Here is a 16,841-nt window from a genome sequence, read left to right as displayed (position 1 = left end):
CGGGTTTACGGCAAGCCCGCCAGCCAGTCGTCGTCGCTGCCGTCGATGACGTCTTCCATCAGGAACGTGCTGAGGTAGCGCTCGCCGGTGTCGGGGAGCATCGCCAGCACGACCGCCCCCTCCTGGGCGTCGCGTGCCACCTCCAGGGCGGCGGCGACGGTGGCGCCGGCGGAGACGCCGACGAACACGCCTTCTTCCCGTGCCAGCCGGCGGGCGGTGTCGCGCGCGGTGGTGTCGTCGACCGGGACGATCGCGTCGGCCACGTCGCGGTTGAGCACCTCGGGCACGAAGTCCGGCGTCCAGCCCTGGATCTTGTGCGGCTGCCATTCCTTGCCCGACAGCATTGCCGCGCCTGCCGGCTCGCTGGCAGTGATGCGTACCTCGGGTCTCGCCAGCTTGAGCATCTCGCCCACGCCGGTGAGGGTGCCGCCGGTGCCCCAGCCGGTGACGAAGTGGTCCAGGCGGCGGCCGGCGAAGTCCTGCAGGATCTCCGCGGCGGTGGTGTTGCGGTGGTAGGACGGGTTGGCCGGGTTCTGGAACTGCCGGGCCAGGAACCAACCGTGCTGCTTCGCCAGTTCCTCGGCCCGGCGAACCATCCCGCTGCCGCGCTCGGCGGCCGGGGTCAGGATCACCTTGGCCCCGTAGGCGCGCATCAGCTTCCGGCGTTCGATCGAGAAGGTCTCGCTCATGGTGGCCACGAATTTGTAGCCGCGCGCCGCGCATACCATCGCCAATGCAACCCCGGTGTTGCCGGACGTGGCTTCCACCACCGTGTCGCCGGGCTTGATCAGGCCGCGCGCCTCGGCGTCGAGGATGATCGCCAGCGCCAGGCGGTCCTTGACCGAGCCACCCGGGTTGAACGATTCGACCTTGGCGTACAGCGCGACGTGCGCGGGGCCGATGCGGTGCAGCCGGACCACGGGGGTGCGTCCGATCGTGTCGAGGATGCTGTCGTGGATCATGGGGGCTCTCCGGGGGGCAGGGGGTGCTGAGGCGTGGGCCGGTGTATCCGCCGCTGGCGTTATCACGTACCTGCCAACGGCAGTCGCGCGCGCGTGGGGCCAGCGCGTGGCTGCAGCGTGCCACCCGGGGCGGCCGCAGGCCAGCGCTCCCGGCGCCGGCATCGACACGGGCGAGACGATGCATCCCGTTCGTCAACCTCCGGCCGACGCGGGCGTTATACCCCCGGTGGCTACACTGGATCGCCTGGTTTCACCCGGCCTGGTGCCACCACCCCCCGGACTTCGGATTCCTGGACAGCATGCGATCCCCCTTGCGACGCGGTGCCCTCGGCGCCCTGGTACTCCTGTTGGGCCTGGCGGCCTGTGGCGAGGAAGAAGGGGGGCGTTCCGGTGGCCCCGAGCGCACCGTACCGGTGACCACCCAGCAGGTGGGCATGCGCCCGTGGAGCGACACGGTAGAGGCCCTGGGCACGGTGAAGGCGCGCGAGTCGGTCACGGTGACCGCCAAGGTCAGCGAGACGGTTACCGGCGTGCATTTCGACAGCGGCGACAAGGTCCGCGCGGGCGCCCCGCTGGTGACGCTGAGTGGACAGTCGCAGCAGGCGCAGCTGCGCGAGGCGCAGACGGCGGCCAACGAAGCCACCCGGCTGTTCCGGCGGCAGGACGAGCTGGCCTCCCAGCAGTTGATCGCTCGCGCATCGCTGGACGCGCAGCGCGCCGCGCGTGATTCCGCCAACGCCCGCGTTGCGCAGATCCGCGCGCAGCTGGCCGACCGTGTCGTGCGTGCGCCGTTCTCCGGCGTGCTGGGCCTGCGCCAGGTCAGCCCGGGCGCGCTGGTGACGCCGGGTACCGCGATCGCCACGCTCGACGACATCGAGCGCGTCTACGTCGACTTCCCGGTTTCGGAGACCGCGCTGGCCGTGCTCGGCGAGGGCCAGTCGCTGAGCGGCACCACCGCGGCCTATCCCGGCCGCAGCTTCGACGGGGTGGTCAGCACGATCGATTCGCGGGTGGATCCTGCCACCCGCGCGGTCACCGTGCGCGGTGACTTCGCTAACCCCGACGCAGTGCTGCGCCCGGGAATGCTGGTGCAGATCGTGCTCAGCCGGCCCGAGCGCCAGGCCCTCGTGATCCCGGAGATCGCAGTGGTGCAGGTGGGTGGCCGCTCCTATGTCTGGCGCGTGGGCGCGGGCGGCACGGTCGAGCAGGCCACCGTGCAGGTCGGGGCGCGCCGTGCCGGACTGGCCGAAGTCACCGAAGGGCTGGCCATCGGCGACCGCATCGTGGTGGACGGCACCGGCAAGCTTCGTCCGGGCGCGCGGATCGAGGAAGGCCGCGCCCCGGCGGGCGGGCCCGCGTCACCCGGGCCGGCGCCTGGACAGGGCGGCGACGCACCCCCGCCGGCCGCGATCTCCGCCACTGCCCCTGCGGTCGAACCCACCCCGGCCGCGACGCCCGGCGAGGCGCAGCCCGAAGCGGATCGCGAAGGCGTCGGGCAAGCCACCCCCGCTGCCCGCCCCGCCCCGGCCGACGCCGACCGGGACTGAACCATGGTCCTGTCCGATCTCTCCATCCGCCGTCCCGTGTTCGCCACGGTGATGAGCCTGCTGCTGATCGTGTTGGGCGTCATGGCCTTCAGCCGGCTGACGCTGCGCGAGCTGCCGGCGATCGATCCGCCGATCGTCTCGGTCGACGTCAACTACGGTGGCGCCTCCGCGGCGGTGGTGGAGACGCGCATCACCCAGGTGCTGGAGGATGCGCTGTCGGGGATCGAGGGCATCGAGACCATCCAGTCGCGCAGCACCAACGGCCGCTCCTCGGTGACGCTGGAGTTCACCCTGGGGCGCGACATCGAGGCGGCGGCCAACGACGTGCGCGATGCGATCAGCGGCATCGCCGACCGCCTGCCGCAGGAAGCCGACCCACCCGAGGTGGAGAAGGCCGACAGCGATTCGGACACGGTGATCTGGCTCAACATGAGCTCCACCCGGATGGACAGCCTGCAGCTGTCGGACTACGCCGAGCGCTACGTCGTGGACCGCCTGTCCAGCCTCGACGGCGTGGCCCAGGTGCGCATCGGTGGCCGCCAGCGCTACGCGATGCGGGTGTGGCTCGACAGCGCGGCGATGGCCGCGCGCGGGATCACCGCCGGCGATATCGAGGCGGCGTTGCGCGCCGAGAACGTCGAGTTGCCCGCCGGCCGGATCGAGTCGGCCGACCGCGACTTCACCCTGCGCGTGGCGCGCGACTACGTCGAACCGCAGGACTTCGCGCAGATCCCGATCCGCGCCGGCGCGGACGGCTACGTGGTGCGCATCGGCGACGTCGCCCAGGTCGAGCTGGGCTCGGCCGAGCGCCGCGCGTACTACAAGAGCAACGGCGAGCCGAACATCGGCCTGGGCATCATCAAGACCTCCACCGCCAACGCGCTGGACGTGACCCGCGCGGCGCGCGCGCAGGCGGTCGAGATCCAGAAGACGCTGCCGGAGGGCACCGACATCTTCGTGGCATTCGACGACACGCTGTTCATCGAGGCATCGATCGAACGCGTGTACTGGACGCTGGCCGAGGCCATCGCGCTGGTGCTGATCGTGATCTGGCTGTTCCTGGGCAGCATCCGCGCCGCGCTGATCCCGGCGCTGACGGTGCCGGTCTGCCTGATCGCCGCCTTTATCCCGCTGTACCTGTTCGACTACTCGATCAACCTGTTGACCCTGTTGGCGCTGGTGCTGTCGATCGGCCTGGTGGTGGACGACGCGATCGTGGTGCTGGAAAACATCCAGCGCCGCGCCGACCTGGGCGAGCCGCGGCTGGTCGCGGCCCGCCGCGGCACCCGACAGGTCGCCTTCGCGGTGATCGCCACCACCACCGTGCTGGTGGCGGTGTTCCTGCCGGTGGGCTTCATGGAGGGCAACACCGGCCGGCTGTTCCGCGAACTGTCGGTGGCGCTGGCCGGCGCGGTCGCGCTGTCGGCGTTCGTTGCGCTCACGCTGACCCCGATGATGGCCTCCAAGCTGGTGCGGCCGCACAGCGAGGAGAAGTCGACCCGGGTCAACCGCTGGGTCAACGCGCGGCTGGACGGGGTGACCCGCCGTTACCGCGCGCTGCTGGATCGCAACGTGGAGCGCCACTGGCTGTTCGCCGCGCTCATGCTGGGCGCGCTGCTCGCGACCTGGGGCCTGATCAAGCTGGTGCCGTCGGAGCTGGCACCGGCCGAGGACCGCGGCGCGTTCTTCATCTCGATCCTCGGCCCGGAGGGCGCGGGCTTCGACTACACCGTGGAGCAGGTGCAGCAGGTCGAGCAGGTCATGGCCACGCACGCCGGCGACGGCAGGGCGATCCGCCGCTACAACACCCGCGCGCCGGGCGGCTGGGGCGCCAGCGAGGAGATGCACACCGGCAACGTGATCGTGTTCCTGCAGGACTGGACCGACCGCGAGCAGACCACCGCCGAGGTCGCCGACTCGCTGCGTGCCGACCTCGGCCAGCTGACCGGCGTGCAGGCGCAGCCGCGCGTCGGTGGCGGCCTGGTCGGCAGCCGCGGCCAGCCGATCCAGATCGTGCTGGGCGGCCCGGAGTACGACGAGATCGCCAGCTGGCGCGACACCCTGATGGCCCGCATGGAGGGCAACCCCGGCTTCTTCTCGGTGGACTCGGACTACAAGGAAACCCGTCCGCAGATGCGCGTGCAGATCGACCGCCAGCGCGCCGCCGACCTGGGCGTGAGCGTCACCGAGATCGGCCGCGCGCTGGAAACCATGATGGGCAGCCGGCAGGTCACCACCTTCGTGCAGGACGGCGAGGAGTACAACGTGATCGTGCAGGCCGGGCGCGATGGCCGCGCAACCCCCGCGGCGCTGTCGGCGATCGAGGTGCGTTCGCGCGAGGGCGCGCTGGTGCCGCTGTCCAACCTGGTGACGCTGACCGAGCTGGCCGAAGCCGGCAGCCTCAACCGCTTCAACCGCCTGCGCGCCATCACCATCAGTGCCGGGCTGTCGCCGGGCTACACCATGGGCGAGGCGCTGGCGTTCCTCAACCGCGCGGTCGAGCAGGACCTGCCCGAGTACGCGCAGATCGACTGGAAGGGCGAGTCGCGCGAGTACCAGAAGGCCGGTGGCGCGGTGCTGCTGACCTTCACCCTGGCGTTGCTGGTGGTGTACCTGGTGCTGGCCGCGCAGTTCGAAAGTTTCATCCACCCGCTGGTGATCATGCTGACCGTGCCGCTGGGCGTGCTCGGGGCGATGATCGGGCTGGCGGTCACCGGCGGCACGCTCAACCTGTTCAGCCAGATCGGCATCGTGATGCTGGTGGGCCTGGCGGCCAAGAACGGCATCCTGATCGTCGAGTTCGCCAACCAGCTGCGCGACGAAGGACGGAAGATCCACGAGGCCATCGTGGAATCGGCCGGCGTGCGCCTGCGCCCGATCCTGATGACGTCGATCGCCACGATTGCCGGCGCGCTGCCGCTGGTGCTGGCGGGCGGTCCCGGTTCGGCCAGCCGCGCCACCATCGGCGTGGTGGTGATCGCCGGTGTTGCGTTCTCCACCCTGCTGTCGCTGTTCGTGGTGCCGGTGTTCTACACCCTGCTGGCGCCGTACACGAAGTCGCCCAACGCGGTCGCGCAGAAGCTGGAGCGGCTGGAGGCGGAGACGCCGGACGCGGGCGGGCTGGCGTAACCGGCGCGGGCCGGAATCTACAGCCCGAGCAAGCCAAGCGCGCTGTGCCGCGCTGCCGTGTGCCTGCCGGCCGCTTCGACGTCGGTTGGCGGGGCCCGATGCGGGGCCAGCGTCGTCCCCGGCGCCGATTTGTGTATCGTGCCCGCTTGCCGCGCGCACCCGGTGGTGCGTACGGTCCGATCCGCACCTGCAAGACCTGCAACGGGGGACATCGACACGTGGAAGCCCTGGTCAACACGCTCAACGCCATCATCTGGAGCCCGGCACTGATCTACCTGTGCCTGGGTGCCGGCCTCTACTTCTCGATCCGCAGCCGCTTCCTGCAGGTCCGCGGCTTCGGCGAAATGCTCCGGCTGATTTTCCACGGCCAGTCCTCCAGCGCGGGCGTGTCCTCGTTCCAGGCGCTGGCGATGTCGCTGTCCGGGCGCGTAGGCACCGGCAACATCGCTGGCGTGGCCACGGCGATCGCCTTTGGCGGGCCGGGCGCGGTGTTCTGGATGTGGGTGGTCGCGTTCCTGGGCGCGTCGACCGCGTACGTGGAATCGACGCTGGCGCAGATCTACAAGGAAAAGGACGACAAGGGCCAGTACCGCGGCGGCCCGGCGTACTACATCGAGAAGGCGATGGGCCTGCGCTGGTACGCGTGGGTCTTCGCGGTGGTCACCGTCATCGCCACCGGCCTGCTGCTGCCGGGCGTGCAGGCCAACTCCATCGCCCAGGGCATGACCAACGCCTGGGGTATCCCGCCGGCGCTCACCGCTGCCGGCGTGGTGCTCGCGCTGGGCGTGATCATCTTCGGCGGGGTCAAGCGCATCGCCCATTTCGCCCAGATCGCGGTGCCGTTCATGGCGCTGGCCTACATGATCATCGCGGTCGGCATCCTGGCCCTCAACGTCGAGCGGGTGCCGGCGATGTTCATGCTGATCATCGACAGCGCGTTCGGCTGGAATGCCGGCTTCGGCGCCGTGCTGGGCCTGGCGATCGAGTGGGGGGTCAAGCGCGGCATCTACTCCAACGAGGCCGGGCAGGGTACCGGTCCGCACGCCGCCGCCGCCGCGGAGGTCTCGCACCCGGCCAAGCAGGGCTACGTGCAGGCCTTCTCGGTGTATGTCGACACGCTGCTGGTGTGTTCGGCGACCGCGTTCCTGATCCTCTCCACCGGCATGTACAACGTGCAGGGCCCGGACGGCGCGATGATCGTCAATGCATTGCCCGGCGTGGAGGCCGGCCCGGGCTTCGCGCAGGCATCGGTGGAGTCGGTGCTGCCGGGCTTCGGCGCGCCGTTCGTGGCCGTCGCGCTGCTGTTCTTCGCCTTCACCACCATCGTCGCCTACTACTACATGGCCGAAACCAACATCGCCTACATCAACCGCAAGGTGCACCGGCCGTGGCTGACGCTGGCGCTGCGCGTGGCGATCATGGCGGCGGTGGCCTACGGCGCGGTGCGCTCGGCCTCGCTGGCGTGGGGCCTGGGCGACATCGGGGTGGGGCTGATGGCATGGCTCAACCTGATCGCCATCCTGATCCTGCAGAAGCCGGCGTTCCTGGCGCTGCGCGACTACGAGCGGCAGAAGAAGGCCGGCATCGACCCGGTGTTCGACCCCGCGGCGCTGGGCATCCGCAACGCCACGTTCTGGGAACGGCGCCTGGACGGCGGCGACGTACCGGCCGCCGTGCCCACGCAGGCGCCGGTCGATCGCACCTGACGACACCGTGACCACGCCCCGAAATCCCTGGGATCGCTCCGGGCGCGCCGCCGGGCGCCCGGACGCGAACGCGCCGCGCCGGCCGGGAGGCACTCGCCCCGCCACGGATGGACGAGGGGTGCGTGAGCCGACGTCGGAGCCGGCGCCCACGCGCGCCGAGACCGCGCGCGAGGTCCGCATCCATGGCCTCAACGCGGTGCGCGCCGTGTACGCACGACGGCCCGACGCCATCCGCAAGCTGTACCTGACGCAGGCACGCGTGGCGGACCTCAAGCCGCTGCTGGCCTGGTGCGCCTCGCATCGCGTCGGCTACCGCATCGTCGAGGAGGCCGACCTGCAGAAGCTGGCGGCCAGCCAGCACCACGAAGGCGTCGTCGCCGACGTACTGCGCGCGCCGATGCAGGGGTTGCGGGAGTGGCTGGATGCACTGCCGGACGGCCCGCAGCTGGCCATCTGGCTGGACGGCGTCGGCAACCCGCACAACTTCGGCGCGATCCTGCGTTCGGCCGCGCACTTCGGCGTCGCCGCCATCCTGTTGCCCGGGCACGCGCGCCTGGATGTGTCCGGCGCGGCCGCGCGGGTGGCCGAGGGCGGGGCCGAAGCGGTTCCGCTGGTGCGGATGGGCGAGGCTGCCGACTCGATTGCCGCGTTGCACGATGCCGGGTTCGCGCTGGCCGCGACCCTGGTGGACGGGGGCGGGGACGTATTCGCCGCCACGCTGCCGCAGCGGCTGGTGTACGTGCTGGGCGCGGAAGCCGGCGGCATGGACCGCGCGCTGGCCGCCGACTGCGACCTGCGGGTATCGATCCCGGGCAGCGGCCTGGTCGAGAGCCTCAATGTCGCGGCCGCCACCGCGGTGCTGCTGGCGGCATGGCGCAGCCGACGCTGAGTTGTCCGGTCGCAGGCTGGCGCTCACTCGCCGATTGGCAGCGCGATCGGGACGGCGTGCTCCACGCCGAACAGCCCGCCATTGATGCCGCCCTCGCAGACGGCGGGGTCGAGGGCCGCTGCGATGCATGTGGACACCGTGGTCGCTTCGCCCTCGTCGACGCCGCGGCGCTGCGCGAAGGGCTGCCGTGCCCGCGCTGCCGCTGCAATGCACGCCAGCGCGCCGCGGCGCGACTGTTGCTGTCGACACTCGCAGGGCCGGCTGCCGCCCGCGTCTACCTCACCGAACAGGCCAGCCCTTTGTTCATCGCGCTGCGCCGTCGCGTCGGTCGGCTGGTCGGCAGCGAGTTCGCACGTGGACCGCTGCGCCGGTTGAGGTTGTCGGCGTGGTTGTGGCGCCAGCGCGTCCCCGCTTGGGTCCGGCACCAGGACATCACCGCGTTGCGGATGCGGCCGGCGTCGCTGGACGCCGTGGTCAGCCTGGACGTGCTGGAGCACGTGCCCGACTACGCCGCCGGGTTGCGCGGCTTTGTGCGCGTGCTGCGACCCGGCGGCGTGCTGGTACTGACCGTCCCGTTCTACGAGTGTGACGACGCGCACCGCCAGATCGCCCGGCTCGGCCCGGACGGCGGGCTCCTGCATGACGGTCCAGCCGAGTACCACGGTGATCCATTGGGCGGCGGGGTGCCGTGCTTCCACCATTTCGGCTGGTCGTTGCTGGGCGCGTTGCGCGAGGCCGGCTTCGCCGACGCCTGCATGGTGCGCGTGGCCGACGTGGGTGCGGCGCTGCCACGGGGCCAATGGGTGGTGCTGGCGCGACGCTAGCGGCGGCTGCCTGCGCGGGTGCGCAGGGGGTCGCGGAACCGGTGTCAGTAGCGGTCGCCGACCGCCGCGCCCACGTCTTCGGCGGTACGCAGGGGAAGGCGCGCACGCACCCGGGTGCCGCCTTCAGGCGCCGGTTCCACCCACACGTCGCCGCCCAGCTGCTGCGCGCGCTCGCGCATGGTCACCAGGCCCAGGCCACGCGCGGCCTGCGGATCGAAGCCGCGGCCGTCGTCGTGGACATCCAGCTGCAGGCCGTCGCTGCTGCTGCGCAGGCGCAGCACGACGCGGTCGGCATCGGCATGGCGGATCGCGTTGGTCATCGCCTCCTGGGCGATTCGGAAACAGGCCTGTTCGACGTCGTGCGCCGGCCTCGAGTCCAGCCGGTCCAAATCCAGCTCCACCGTCGGCCGGCCGTTGCGGAACATCGCGCCGGCCTGCCAGCGCAGCGCCGCCTCCAGCCCCAGCGCATCGAGCTGCGGCGGGCGCAGCAGCAGCGACAGGTTGCGCAGCTTGGCCACGGTGTCGTCGGCGATGCCGGTGATCTCGCCGATGGTCTCGAGCCGGCGGGCCTCGTCCTCGTCGGCCAGCGCCATCGCGCACATCTTGATCGCGGTGATCGACTGCCCGATGTCGTCGTGCAGTTCGCGCGACAGCGAACGGCGTTCGTCTTCCTGCACCGTCATCAACCGGCGCGCCATCGCCTGCAGGTCGGCGGCCAGGCGGTCGCCCTCGGTGAGGTCGGCCAGCAGCACGACCCGCCGCCGGCGCGGCCCCATCGCCAGCGTGCAGGCGCTGACCTGGGCGCGCAGGCCGGTGCCGTCCACGCGCCGCAACGGCACGCAGGCATCGAAATCCGCCTCGCCCGCCAGCGCCGCGCGGGCGGTGGCCGGGTCCTCGAACAGGGTGGCCGCGTCCAGCCCGGCGTCCGCTACGGCGGCGCCGTCCAGCCCGAGCTGGCTGCAGGCCATGGGGTTGGCGTGGCGCACGCGTCCCGCGTCCACCACCAGCACGCCAAGCGGCAGCCGCCCGGCCAGTGACAGCCACTGGGTTTCGAAGGGGTCGGTGGGGTCCGGGCCGTGGTCGGCTCCGTCGGTCGTGGCACGTGCACCCGTGGCCGCGCCCGCGTGCGTCACCAGCGACCAGGCTGCGATCGCGGCGGCAAGCAGCGCCAGCACCTGCACGGCGATGAACCCGGCGCCGGGCAGCGCGGCCTGCAGGCGCGGCGCGACCAGGCCCTGCCATGCGAAACATGCCGCCACCAGGGCAATCGCCGCCGCACCGGTGGTCCAGTGCAAGCGGGCAGGGGGCGGGCGACGGTCGTGTGCGTCCACGCGCTGGATCATGCCCCAGTCTGCCCCGGACCCGGTGAAGCGTCCACGGTGCGCGCGGGCAAAAAGCGACGCCGGTCGCGGGACCGGCGTCGTTGCATGCTGAACCGGTCAGCCTTGTCGCTTACCCGGCCGGGGTCAGAACAGTTCCACGCTGCCGGCGTCCATCGTCTGCTGCATCACCGGTTTGTGCGGCGGGCGTTCCCACTCCCCGCGCATCTGGCCGATCCGCTGGACCAGCTTGGCCAGCGCCTGCTTGACCTCGGAATCGTGGTGGCTGCGGTGCAGCAGCTCGTGCAGGGCGGTGGCTTCGTGGTTGATCGCGCCCAGGCGCTCCAGGTGGAGGTTGGCCGCGCCGAGCGCCTGGGTGGCGATGTCCTCGAACTGCAGCGAACGCACGGCCTCGGCCACCGAGCCGTCGATCGAGCGGCCGCACTCGGCGATCTCGCGCATGCCGTTGCCCAGCCCGCGGTTGATGCCGTCCACGCGCTCCAGCATCGCGGCCGCCTCGAGGCGTGCACCGCGCGAGCGGTCCAGGTCGCGCGAGGCCATGGTGGTGACGGTGTCGCGCACCTTGGCGATGGATTCCTTGGAGCTGTGCGCCAGCTTGCGGATCTGCTCGTTGAAGGCGGTCGAGCGCTCCGACAGGTTGCGCACCTCGTCGGCGACCACCGCGAACCCGCGCCCCGCCTCGCCGGCCCGCGCGGCCTCGATGGCGGCGTTGAGCGCCAGCAGGTTGGTCTGGTCGGCGATCGACTTGACGTCTTCCAGCAGCGCGAAGATCCCGTCCAGGTGGTCGGCCATCGCGTCGATGTGGGTGACCGTGGTGCCGCTCTGGCCGGCGACGGCCTCCAGCGCTTCCACCAGCTGCTCCATCTTCTGGCTGGCCTGCAGCGCGAACTGCTGCACGTCCACCCCGCCGCCGTCCTCGCCGGTGCGGTCGATGATCCGGGCCACCACCTCGCCCTGCTGGCGCGACTTGCGGTTGACCGCATCGAAGCTGGACCCGAGCTTGGCCACCGACTCGCGGATCAGCTCGCGGGTGCGTTCGATTTCCTGGCGTGAGCCGGCGACCTCCGAACCCACGAAGGTCCGCAACTCGTCCAGCAGGCGCGTCTGTTCCCGCGACAGCGCACTGGCCGCCGACGGGTGGTAGGCGCTCCAGGCGAAGCCCAGCCAGGCGAAGGTCATCGCCGCCAGCGACCCCAGGCGCACTGCAAGCGGCCATCCGAGCAGCTCGGCGACGGTGAGGATCAGGGTGAGCGCAATGGGCGCTGCCAATCGGATCAGTACGCGGGGGTCCATCGCAGTTCTCGTCGGGGACTTCAGTGGAGATAACGGCACCGGCGCGCGGTGCTTTAGACGCGTCTTCGTGAACCGGTGCGATGGCGGTCGCGGTTTGGGTGCATGGCACGTGCCGGATGCGTGCATGACACCTGTTCGCGTGCCGGGCGAAGCCGGCGCCAGGGTGACCGTGGATACGTCGCGTGAGCCGTGCGATGCGCCGCCCGGGCGAGTGGTCGCCGGTCGCGGTCAGCGGCCGCCCGTGGAAGTAGCGTGGATATCCGCGAGCAGGTGGCCGGCGATGTCCGAAAGTGGCGCCACCACCTGCGCGGCCCCCAGCGCGACCGCCGCGCCGGGCATGCCCCAGATCACGCTGGTCTGCTGGTCCTGGGCGACGGTCATGGCGCCGGCGTCGCGCAGCGCCAGCATCCCGCGGGCACCGTCATCGCCCATGCCGGTGAGCAGTGCGGCGCAGACCTGCGCGCCGGCGTACCGGGCCAGCGACCCGAACATGACGTCCACGCTCGGCCGGTGGCCCCGTACCGGGTCATCGTCGCCCAGGCGGCAGTGCCAGCGCGTGCCGCTGCGGTACACGCGCAGGTGCCGGCCGCCCGGGGCCAGGTAGGCGTGCCCGGGCAGCAGCGGCCGGTCGGTGGTCGCCTCCAGCACGGTCATCGGGCTGTGCCGGTCCAGGCGATCGGCGAAGGCGCTGCTGAACGCGGCGGGGATGTGCTGGCAGATCACCGTGGCCGGCGCGTCGGCGGGCATCGATGCCAGCACGTGCCGTATCGCCTCGGTGCCGCCTGCAGAAGCACCGATCGCAAGCAGCCGCTCGCCCGATGCGAGCGGCGCGGGCCTGGCCGGGCCCCGGTCGCGCGGGTCGCCCGGCAGCGGGCTCATCGCCGTGACCCGGGCCTGCGCGGCGCGCTTGACGGTTTCGGCCAGCACGCGTGCGTACCCGTCCAACCCGTGCGGGTCGTCCAGCCGCGGCTTGGCGGCGAAATCCACCGCGCCCAGGGCCAGCGCGTCCAGGGTGACCTGCGCGCCGCGCTGGGTCAGCGACGACAGCATCACCACCGGCATCGGCCGCAGCCGCATCAGGTTCTGCAGGAAGGTCAGCCCGTCCATGCGCGGCATCTCGACGTCCAGGGTCAGCACGTCTGGGTTGAGCTTCTTGATCTTCTCGCGTGCGATGAACGCATCCGACGCGGTACCGACCACCGTGATGGCCGGGTCCCGTGACAGCAGTTCGACCACCAGCTTGCGGATCACCGCCGAGTCGTCCACCACCAGCACCCGCACCGGCGCGGCGACCCGGGCGGGGTGGACCGCCACCGGCGTCACCGCGGCCATCAGAACAGTTCCACGCTGCCGGAAACGGGTGCCCGCGAGAGCTCACCGTAGTAGGCGCGCTCCAGCTTGGCGACCTCGGCCTCGCGGGTGGCCGGCAGGCGCCGGACCAGTGCGCGGCCGGACTGGGCGAAGAAGCACACCTTGCGCGGGTGGATGTCGCCCAGGTCCTCGGCCAGCACCGGGATGCGCTCGGCGCGCAGGTACTCCAACACGAAGCGCGCGTTGCGCGTGCCGATGGGATCGGTGTGGAACCCGCTGAGCACGTTGCCGCCGCCGAACACCTTGGCCAGCAGCCGCTGGCGCCGCGCCCCGCGCTTGAGCAGGTCGTTGATCAGCAACTCCATCGCGTGCATGCCATAGCGCGCACTGACGGTGTCCCCGGCGGCCTGCGCCGGAGGGCCACCGGTTCCGGTGCCAACGTCGCCGCCATCGGGCAGCATGAAGTGGTTCATCCCGCCCACGCCCATGGTCGGGTCGTACAGGCAGGCGGCCACGCACGAGCCCAGCAGGGTAACCAGCGCGACGGGGCGGTCGGTCACCACGTAGTCGGCCGGCAGCAGCTTGATCGCCTCGCTGCCGATGGCGCTGTCGTAGTACGTGGCCGGTTCGCCGGGTCTCGCCGGCACGGATGGACGCGCGGTGCGGGCGGGGGCCGCGCTCACGGGGTTGCCCCGGGGTTCTTGCCGGTTGCGCGGTAGGTGGTGCGGCCACAGGGCTCGATCAGGTCGTGCGCATGGGTGAAGCTTTCCGAGTGCCCGGCGAACAGCACCCCGCCGGGCGCCAGCAGCGGCACGATCCGCTGCAGCACGCGGTACTGGGTCGGCTTGTCGAAGTAGATCATCACGTTGCGGCAGAACACCGCGGTGAATCCGACGCGCAGCCCGTAGTGCGCCCCCAGCAGGTTCAGCGGCCGGAACGTGACCAGTTGCTGCAGCGCCGGCCGCACCCGGCACAACTCGGCATTGGGGCCGCTGCCGCGCAGGAAGAACGCACGCTTGCGCTCGGGCGACAGCAGGCCGATGCGCTCCAGCGGGTAGACGCCTTGCTGCGCGGTTTCCAGCACCGCGGTGTCGATGTCGGTGGCCAGGATGCGCACCGGCGGGGTATCGGTGCCGAAGGCCTCGCAGGCGGCGATCGCGATGGAGTAGGGCTCCTCGCCGGTGGACGCCGCGCAGCACCAGATCGTGTGCGGGCCCGGCCCGGCCGCACGCAGGTGCTCGACCAGCACGTCGAAGTGGTACCCCTCGCGGAAGAACGAGGTCAGGTTGGTGGTCAGGGCGTTGATGAAGTCCTGCCACTCCGGTCCGTCGCCGGCTTCCAGCGCGTCCAGGTAGTCGCAGAACCGGGTGTGGCCGTGTGCGCGCAGGCGGCGCGCCAGCCGGCCGTAGACCATGTCGCGCTTGTGGTCGTTGAGGTGGATGCCCGCGCGCTCGTGGATCAGGCGCGCAATGCGCCGGAAGTCGCGCTCGGTGAACTCGAAGTCGCGCACCTCGCGCCTGGGGCGGGCGCGCTGGGCGGGTCCGTCAGCCATGGCCCGGCACCGACGCCGGCGTGGTCGGGGCCCGCGCGGGGTGGTGGAACTGGCCGGCCAGCCAGCGGTCGAACGCCGCCGGCTCCAGCGCCGGGGCGTACAGGAACCCCTGCGCGCCGTGGCAGCCCAGCCCGCGCAGCAACTGGGCCTGGTCGTCGTGCTCCACGCCTTCGGCCACCACCCGCAGGTCCAGGTTGCGGGAGATCAGCACGATCGAGCGCACGATCGCCGCGTCATCGCGGTTGGCCATCATGTCGCGCACGAACGAGCGGTCGATCTTGACCCGGTCGATCGGGAAGCGCTGCAGCAGCGACAGCGAGGCGAAGCCGGTGCCGAAGTCGTCGAACGCCAGGCCGATGCCGCGCGCGCGCAGCGCCGCCAGCGCCTGCGCGGCATTGTCGTCGGGTCGCAACGCGATTGATTCGGTGATCTCCAGTTCCAGCCGGCCGGGTGCCAGCCCGCTGTCGGCCAGCGCACGGTCCACCTCCGCCTGCAGGCGGCCGTCGTTCACCTGCGCGGGGAACAGGTTGATGCTGATGTCGACATCGCGGCCGTCGACCTGCGGCCAGCGCGCAGCGTCCGCGCAGGCCTGCCGCAGGATCCAGCCACCGACCTCGGTGGCCACCGGGCTTGCTGCCAGCGCATCGATGAAGTCGACCGGGCCGAGCAGGCCGCGGCGCGGGTGGCGCCAGCGCAGCAGCGCCTCGGCGCCCACCGTGTGGCCGGTCAGCAGGTCGATCTGCGGCTGGTAGTGCAGTTCGAATTCGCCGCGTGCGCTGGCCTGGCGCAGCTCCAGGTCCAGCTGCCGCCGCGCGATCACCTCGTCGCGCATCGCCGGCTCGAACACCACCACCTGCCGGTGGCCGCCGCCCTTGGCCTTGTACAGCGCCAGGTCGGCGCGGGCCAGCAGGTCGTGCAGGCACTCCTCGGCGCGGTTGCTGCGGGCCATCGCCAGGCCGGCGCTGGCCTCCAGGTGCACGTGGTGGCCGTCCAGCAACAGCGGACGTGACAGCGCGCCCAGCGCACGTGCCAGCGCGACGCCGGCCTGTTCGACGTCCATCCCGATGAAGGCCAGCGCGAACTCGTCGCCGCCCAGCCGCGCGGCGATCGCACCGGGCGGCAGCACGCTGCCCAGGCGCGCGGCGGCCCGGCGCAGCACGCGGTCGCCCAACGCGTGGCCGAGGGTGTCGTTGATCGTCTTGAAGTGGTCCAGGTCCACCAGCGCCAGGCCGATGCGCGACTCGCCGCCGGCGTGCAGGCGCTGCAGCGTTTCGGTCAGGCCGTTGCGGTTGGGCAGGCCGGTCAGCGGGTCGAACAGCGCGATGCGCCGCAGCCGGTCCTCCTGCTGCAGGCGGTCGGTGATGTCGCGCAGGATCAGCGCGATGCCCTGTCCGCGTGCCAGCCGCCAACAACAGCGGGCTGCTTCCAGCGTGCGCGGTTCGTCCTCGGTGCCGGGGATGCGCAGGTGCACCGGCTCGGCTCCCGCCGCGGGATCGGTCTGCGGCTCCAGGAAGCGGGCGGCGGAGGCGGCGTCGAGCTGCAGGCGCGGGGGAAACAGCACCTCCAGCGGCGTCCCGCGCATGGCCCGGGCGCCACGCCCGAACATGCGCTGCGCCGCGCGGTTGGCGAACGCGATCCGGCCTTCGTCGTCGGTGACCAGCACCGCGCTGAAGTCGGCCTTCATGATCTGCGCGGCGATGCGGTTGCGCCGCTGCAACTGGTGGCGTTCCAGCAGGCGCGTAGCCAGCCGGCCCAGTCGCAGCAACCCGCGCTCCAGCACGTCGGCGGCGGGCAGCACGTCGCCCGCCACGCACAGCGTGCCCAGCGGATGGCCGCCGCCGTCGGCAAGCGCAATCCCCGCGATGGAGAAGGCGACCGCGTTCGCGTGCGCCAGCCGGTCCACGTGCAGTGCACCGGCGCCGGCGTCGATCGCGGCGAACACCGGCACCAGCAACTCCGGCGCCGGCATGCCGGCATGGGCGATCCATGCGGCCTGCGCCGGCCGACCGACCGCGATGCCTGCACCCCGCGCCCCGAGCAGGTCGGTCGCCAGTGCGATCAGGTCGTCGAACTCCACGCCGCCCGCGGCGGGGCCGGGCTCGTCGGGTTCGATGTCGTCGCTTGGTGCGTAGCTCATCACGGCGGGGCACCCGACGCGGCCCGCTGGGGCGCGCGCTTGGAAGTGTCAGGACGGGGGCGACGCAGGCCGGGACTCATCGCCCGCCCGCCCGGAGAAAACGGGCGGAGCCACGGCACCCCCGCGCCGTGACCCCACCCTCCGCACACCA

Annotated in this window: 11 protein-coding genes and 1 pseudogene; 5 read left to right on the top strand and 7 right to left on the bottom strand. The window is 71.8% G+C overall.

Translation table 11 applies throughout. The features are described 5' to 3' along the window. Positions 1-5 precede the first annotated feature (5 nt). Entirely contained in the window at positions 6-962 is a 957-nt protein-coding gene (gene cysK / locus ACJQWL_RS05470) for a cysteine synthase A (protein WP_330969776.1), read from the bottom strand. Positions 963-1,261: 299 nt separating this feature from the next. Here cysK and ACJQWL_RS05465 point away from each other — a divergent pair. From ACJQWL_RS05465 to ACJQWL_RS05445, 5 genes and pseudogenes are all read left to right on the top strand, one after another. Further along, positions 1,262-2,332, top strand: a pseudogene (locus tag ACJQWL_RS05465) (efflux RND transporter periplasmic adaptor subunit); the annotation flags it as partial. A 180-nt stretch (positions 2,333-2,512) separates the two neighbouring features. Beyond that, positions 2,513-5,638: an efflux RND transporter permease subunit gene (locus ACJQWL_RS05460; RefSeq protein WP_330969774.1), complete on the top strand. Its 3,126-nt coding sequence runs from the start codon at positions 2,513-2,515 to the stop codon at positions 5,636-5,638. A gap of 218 nt (positions 5,639-5,856) precedes the next feature. Continuing rightward, on the top strand, positions 5,857-7,344 hold the full coding sequence (locus ACJQWL_RS05455) for an alanine/glycine:cation symporter family protein (protein ID WP_330969773.1): 1,488 nt from the start codon (positions 5,857-5,859) through the stop codon (positions 7,342-7,344). After that, positions 7,334-8,233: a TrmH family RNA methyltransferase gene (locus tag ACJQWL_RS05450; protein WP_411300770.1), complete on the top strand. Its 900-nt coding sequence runs from the start codon at positions 7,334-7,336 to the stop codon at positions 8,231-8,233. Before ACJQWL_RS05455 ends, ACJQWL_RS05450 begins: the two co-directional genes overlap by 11 nt. Next, a complete protein-coding gene (locus ACJQWL_RS05445; protein WP_330969771.1) occupies positions 8,215-9,057 on the top strand; it encodes a class I SAM-dependent methyltransferase in 843 nt (280 codons plus the stop codon). The genes ACJQWL_RS05450 and ACJQWL_RS05445 overlap by 19 nt, the downstream gene beginning before the upstream one ends. Before the next feature lie 44 nt (positions 9,058-9,101). On the opposite strand, the gene ACJQWL_RS05440 is transcribed toward ACJQWL_RS05445, so the two are convergent. From ACJQWL_RS05440 to ACJQWL_RS05415, 6 genes are all read right to left on the bottom strand, one after another. Then, positions 9,102-10,400 carry a sensor histidine kinase gene (locus ACJQWL_RS05440; RefSeq protein WP_411300760.1) on the bottom strand — a complete coding sequence of 433 codons (1,299 nt, stop codon included), beginning with the start codon at positions 10,398-10,400 and terminating at the stop codon, positions 9,102-9,104. 123 nt (positions 10,401-10,523) lie between these two features. After that, positions 10,524-11,690, bottom strand: coding sequence for a methyl-accepting chemotaxis protein (locus tag ACJQWL_RS05435; protein WP_330969924.1), 1,167 nt, complete (start codon positions 11,688-11,690; stop codon positions 10,524-10,526). A gap of 228 nt (positions 11,691-11,918) precedes the next feature. Then, complete coding sequence (locus ACJQWL_RS05430) at positions 11,919-13,022, bottom strand: protein-glutamate methylesterase/protein-glutamine glutaminase (RefSeq protein ID WP_411300759.1); 1,104 nt, start codon at positions 13,020-13,022, stop codon at positions 11,919-11,921. Next, positions 13,022-13,648 carry a chemoreceptor glutamine deamidase CheD gene (gene cheD / locus ACJQWL_RS05425; RefSeq protein ID WP_330969929.1) on the bottom strand — a complete coding sequence of 209 codons (627 nt, stop codon included), beginning with the start codon at positions 13,646-13,648 and terminating at the stop codon, positions 13,022-13,024. The genes ACJQWL_RS05430 and cheD overlap by 1 nt, the downstream gene beginning before the upstream one ends. A 32-nt stretch (positions 13,649-13,680) precedes the next feature. Continuing rightward, positions 13,681-14,553, bottom strand: coding sequence for a CheR family methyltransferase (locus tag ACJQWL_RS05420; protein ID WP_330969927.1), 873 nt, complete (start codon positions 14,551-14,553; stop codon positions 13,681-13,683). Continuing rightward, entirely contained in the window at positions 14,546-16,690 is a 2,145-nt protein-coding gene (locus ACJQWL_RS05415; protein WP_330969928.1) for a putative bifunctional diguanylate cyclase/phosphodiesterase, read from the bottom strand. The genes ACJQWL_RS05420 and ACJQWL_RS05415 overlap by 8 nt, the downstream gene beginning before the upstream one ends. Positions 16,691-16,841: the final 151 nt, after the last annotated feature.

Origin of the sequence: Novilysobacter viscosus (assembly GCF_046600715.1) — a bacterium.
Taxonomy (GTDB): Bacteria; Pseudomonadota; Gammaproteobacteria; order Xanthomonadales; family Xanthomonadaceae; genus Lysobacter_C; species Lysobacter_C viscosus.
This window is presented reverse-complemented; position numbering and strand designations above follow the sequence as displayed.